The sequence below is a fragment of the Candidatus Sulfotelmatobacter sp. genome, assembly GCA_035498555.1.
In the GTDB taxonomy this organism is placed as follows: Bacteria; Eisenbacteria; RBG-16-71-46; order RBG-16-71-46; family RBG-16-71-46; genus DATKAB01.
The window spans coordinates 1-4,187 of record DATKAB010000154.1 but is presented as its reverse complement, the minus strand read 5'-3'; the positions used below and the strand labels follow the sequence as shown (position 1 = coordinate 4,187).

General features: G+C 69.7%; 3 protein-coding genes. 2 read left to right on the top strand and 1 reads right to left on the bottom strand.

Features of this window, described 5'->3' with window-relative positions; translation table 11 throughout:
* The first annotated feature begins 371 nt into the window (after positions 1-371).
* Complete coding sequence (locus tag VMJ70_12660) at positions 372-2,558, top strand: bi-domain-containing oxidoreductase (protein ID HTO91975.1); 2,187 nt, start codon at positions 372-374, stop codon at positions 2,556-2,558.
* A gap of 33 nt (positions 2,559-2,591) precedes the next feature.
* Complete coding sequence (locus tag VMJ70_12655; GenBank protein ID HTO91974.1) at positions 2,592-3,719, top strand: glycosyltransferase family 4 protein; 1,128 nt, start codon at positions 2,592-2,594, stop codon at positions 3,717-3,719.
* A 20-nt stretch (positions 3,720-3,739) separates the two neighbouring features.
* Here VMJ70_12655 and VMJ70_12650 read toward each other — a convergent pair.
* The coding region (locus tag VMJ70_12650) for a tetratricopeptide repeat protein (protein ID HTO91973.1) at positions 3,740-4,187 on the bottom strand (448 nt) is incomplete at its 5' end.

Here is a 4,187-nt window from a genome sequence, read left to right as displayed (position 1 = left end):
GGGATGGGGTCTGACGAAGCTGTCGAATTGGCGTGTCTCGTGCCGGTGAAACCGCCGCGACCTTCCCTGGCGCTGCCGGATTCGCGAGGGGCTGCGCGAATACCGGTCGCGACGTGTCGTCGAGACGGAGGCGAGGACTTCCCCGAGGGGCTGCGGCGTCCTGCGGCGAACGCTCCCCGGGACGCCCGACATCACCGGCGGTCGATGCGTGGGGTCATCGACGCTGCGGGCGCGCGGGCAAACTAGCCAACCGGACCCGCGGGCGCAACGATTTTCTCGCTCCGTGGCCGCGATTCTGGCGGTCGTGATAGCATTCTGGGCTGGTGTCCGGGGTGCGGGACACTTCAACCCGATCCTCACATGAGGAGGCTGTGAAGCAACTCCGCCAGTATCTTCGCAACGGTGCGCTCGATCTGGGCGAGGTGCCCCTGCCGGCCGTGGGCGCCGGTGAAGTGCTGGTTCGCAGCCACTATTCGTTCGTGAGCGTGGGCACCGAGAAGATGAAGGTGACCCAGGCGCGGATGAGTCTTGCCGAGAAGGCGCGCGAACGTCCGGACCAGGTCAAGCAGGTGCTGCAGACCCTGCGCGAGCAGGGCCTGATCCCCACGATCCGCAAGGTTCAGGAGCGCCTGAAGGCCCCCACCACGCTCGGCTACAGCTGCTCCGGCACCGTCGAGGCGGTGGGTTCTCAGGTCGAGGAGTTCCGGGTCGGAGATCGCGTCGCCTGTATCGGCGAGGGGCTCGCGACCCACGCCGAGTACAACTCGGTGCCCCGCAATCTGGTGGTGCCGGTTCCCCCGGGTGTGAGCCTCGAGGCGGCGAGCTCCAGCGCGATCGGCGCGATCGCGCTCCAGTCGGTGCGCCAGGCCGGGCTCGAACTGGGCGAATCGGTGGCGGTGATCGGCCTCGGCCTGCTCGGGCAGTTCCTGGTGCAGCTCTGCCGCGCCAACGGTTGCCGCGTAGTGGGCGTGGACCTCGACGCCAGCAAGTGCGCGCTGGCGGTCGCCAACGGGGCCGAGGCGGCCTCGGGGCCGACCGGCGACGAGGCGCTGAGTCACGCGCTGCGCGCGAGCGGCGGTCTCGGGGTGGATGCCGTGCTGCTCACCACCTCGACCCAGGATCTCGGGCCGATCGAGCTGTCGGCGCAGCTGGTGCGCGATCGTGGCCGGGTGGTGTGCCTGGGCAACACCGCGATCCAGCTCGACTGGCGCACCTGGTTCGGCAAGGAGATCGACTTCCGCTTCAGCCGCGCCATGGGCGCCGGGATGTTCGACCCCGACTACCTGATGCGCGGCAAGGACTACCCGGTCGGCTACGTGCGCTGGACCGCGCAGCGCAACATGTCGGCGTTCCTGGATCTCATCGCGCAGGGAAGGCTCGATCTCTCGAAGCTGATCACTCACCGCTTCCCCTTCACCGAGGCGATCTCCACCTTCGATCAGATCGCGAGCGGGTCGCTGGCCTCGGCGGTCGGCATCGTGTTCGAGTACGAGCAGGCCGAGCGCGGCACGCCGGCGATCCAACCGCGCACCATGGAGTTCGCGAGCGATCGGAAGCGCGGTGCGGTGCGGCTCGGCCAGATCGGCGCCGGCAATTACGCCAAGTCGATGCTGATGCCGAATTTCTCGTCTCTGAGCGCACTCTCGCTCGAGACGATCTGTACGACGAGGGGCGCCAACGCCGAAGCGTTGGCCAAACGGTACGGCTTCAGAAAGGCCAGCACCGACGCCGCGGCGGTGATCCGCGATCCGGAGGTGAACGCCCTGCTGATCGCGACCCGCCACGACAGCCACGCGCGGCTGACGCTCGAGGGACTGCGAGCTGGCAAGCACGTCTACGTCGAGAAACCTCTGGCGATGTCCGACGAGCAGATCGCGCCGATCGCCGAGCTGTTGAGCCGGCGCGGCGAGAACGGTCCGACGCTGTGGGTCGGCCACAATCGGCGATTCGCCCCGTCGAGCCGGCGGGCCCTCGCTCACTTCGACGGCGTGCCGGTGCGGCAGGTGCTGTGCACGGTGCGCTCGGCCGGCGTCCCTGCCGACAGCTGGTACCAGGATCCCGGCGAGGGCGGCGGGGTGCTGTTCGGCGACGTCTGCCATTTCATCGATCTCGCCATCTTCTTTTCCCAGAGCCTGCCCACCGAAGTGCACGCGATCGCCACCCCCGATCCCGCGCACCGCGAGGAGAGCTGGGCCATCTCGCTGCGCTTCGCGAGCGGCGGCATGGGGCTCGTGCACTACGTGTGCGGCAGCCAGCAGGGCTGGGAGCGGGAGAGCGTGGATATCCTGGGCGGCGGCCGCTCGGCGCGCATCATCGGCTTCCGGAAGCTCGTGCTGAACGGCGGCCCCGGCCGCGGCACGCACCAGCAGGCGCAGCCCGATCTCGGCCAGAAGCCGATGCTCGAGGCGATGATGGCGCAATTCTCGCGCGCCCCCGGCGGCAAGGACTGGACCGAGAGCTTCGTGGTCTCGGCGCAGGCGCTGCTGGCCGCGCATCGCTCGATCCTCGAGCGGCGCGTGGTCGCGATCGAGCCGCAATTCCCCTACGCGCCGATCTGAGGTGCGCGTTTTCCACTGCGCGGCCGCGTTTCGATGAGTGATCGCCCCCGCGTACTGATCGTCGGCCCTCTCCCGCCGCCGATGGGCGGCGTCCAGCTGATGATCGATATGCAGCTCCACTCGAGCCTCTCGCGCGAGTACGAGCTCTCGACCGTCGACACTTCGAAGCGTCAATTGCGCTGGGCGGTCGAGAACCCCACCTGGCGGACGCCGTTCTACTTCCTGCGCGACTTCTCGCGCCTTTTGCGATCACTGGCGAGCATTCGCCCGCGCGTGGTGCTGGTGCACGCGGCCCCGAGTCCGTCGTTCCTGCGCGATTGGGTGTTCATGCTGGCGGCGCGCGCCTCGGGTGCGCGGGTGATCTGCCACTACCACGGCACGCTGCACACGCGCTTTCCCTCGGGTGAGACGACGAGCGGGCGCGCGATCGGGCGACTTCTGATGGGCGCCGCCGATCAGGTGCTCGTGCTGGGGCCCACCTACCAGCGCGAGATGGGCGCGGCCTGGCATCGCACGCTGGCGTGGGCTCCCAACGTGACCGACGTCTCGCTCTATCGCGACCTTCCGGCGGACACGCCGGCGCCGTGGCTCAAGAGCGGCGAGCGCGGCGTGCTCTACATCGGACGGCTCTCCGAGCCCAAGGGCCTCTACGACCTCTACGACGCGGTCCCCCGGGTGGTGGCGAAGCATCCGAACACGCGCTTCGTGCTGGTGGGCGTGGCCGAGAACGACGAGCGCGAACCGATCGTGCGCGCCGAAGCCGAGAAGCGCGGCATCCTGCCGCACGTCACGTTCCTCGGCTCGCTCGAGGGACGCGAAAAGGCGGCGGCGTTCGTCACCTCGCAGATGATCGTCGTGCCGTCGTGGACCGAGGCGTTTCCGCTGGTGATCCCCGAAGGCATGGCCGCCGGACTGCCGGTGATCGCCACCGCGGTCGGCGCGATTCCCGATTTCGTGAAGGACGGGGAGGATGGCTTCCTGGTGCCGCCGCGCGATCCGGCGGTGCTGGCCGATCGCATCATTCGGCTGCTCGACGACGAGGCGCTGCGGCGCCGCATGTCGGCGCGCGTGCGCGAGCGGGCGCCTCGCGAGTTCGACGTCGAGGTCGGCTGCGCGAAGGTGGGCGCGGTGATCCGGGAAGTACTGGGCGAGCGGGCCTAGCTGGCGTTTCCAGGTCGAGCCTAGCGCGGCGCGGCCGGACCCAGCGACTCGAGGAACGCCCGCCAGTCGCGGCGCGAGGGGTCGAGCCGCAGCGCCTGACTCGCCGCATCGCGCGCCGCGACCGTGTTGCCCGAGCGCGCGAGCAGCATCGCCAGCTCGAACCATCCCTGAGCGTCGCCCGGATAGCGCGCCACCAGCCCGCGATAGATCTCGATCGCATGCTCGAAATCCCCGCGGCCGGCTTCCATCACCGCCCAGTGCCTCAACACCTGCGGGCTCGGCTCGAGCTCGGCTTCGTGCGCGAATGCTTCGGCCGCCCCGGCCGCGTCGCCGAGGTCGCCGCGCCGCAGGCCGAGGAACTCCCAGGCGCTGGCGCGCTCGTGAACGGCGCGAACCGGCGGCCCCGCGATCAGCGCTTCGACGCGGCGCAACCCGCGATCGCGATCGGCGCTGTGGGCCAGCCACTGA

Excerpts from the sequence above, each read along its gene's own strand:
- VMJ70_12655 (HTO91974.1), top strand. The coding sequence starts at position 2,592 with ATGAGTGATCGCCCCCGCGTACTGATCGTCGGCCCTCTCCCGCCGCCG.